Raw genomic sequence first — 442 nt, forward strand, 5'->3', positions numbered from 1 at the left:
TGGCTCGACAATCCTAAACGAGATCGGATTCAATCGCGACTGGATCGAGAAATGCCTTGCTCACGAAGACAGCCGCACTTCGCGCGGTGTCTATAACAAGGCTGAATATGAGCCGCAGCGCCGTCATATGCTCCAGGAATGGGCCGACATGGTTGAGGCCTGGGCAGCGGGCAAGAAGCACACCCCCGTACTCCAGCCGGCTGCCGGGGCGGCAATCATTCTCGATCCGATTTGACAGGCCTCGTCTTGCGCGACCGGACGTCTGGACCTGGGGCGGTTTCGAGAGTCCCGGCAGACGAGGCGTTTCGCCTTGCCTGAACCCAGGCCTCGACCTCTGCTAGATCCCAAACAACACAGCGGGGAGTCAGATTGAAGCGTCGTGGGAACTCGCCGCGTTGCTCCATTTCGTAGATGGTCGTGTCCGATAAAGGGACGATTTCTC

The 442-nt window shown here is 59.0% G+C and carries 1 protein-coding gene and 1 pseudogene; one reads left to right on the plus strand and one right to left on the minus strand.

The genetic code is table 11. The annotated features are described in order from the left end of the window. Positions 1-235, plus strand: a pseudogene (locus EN818_RS30825) (integrase); the annotation flags it as partial. Here the strand turns inward: EN818_RS30825 and EN818_RS34395 are convergent. Then, positions 216-442 (minus strand): AlpA family phage regulatory protein (locus EN818_RS34395; protein ID WP_348631430.1); only part of this gene is annotated, 227 nt, incomplete at its 5' end. The pseudogene EN818_RS30825 and the gene EN818_RS34395 sit on opposite strands and share 20 nt — an antisense overlap.

This window comes from Mesorhizobium sp. M3A.F.Ca.ET.175.01.1.1 (genome assembly GCF_004791945.1).
In the GTDB taxonomy this organism is placed as follows: Bacteria; Pseudomonadota; Alphaproteobacteria; order Rhizobiales; family Rhizobiaceae; genus Mesorhizobium.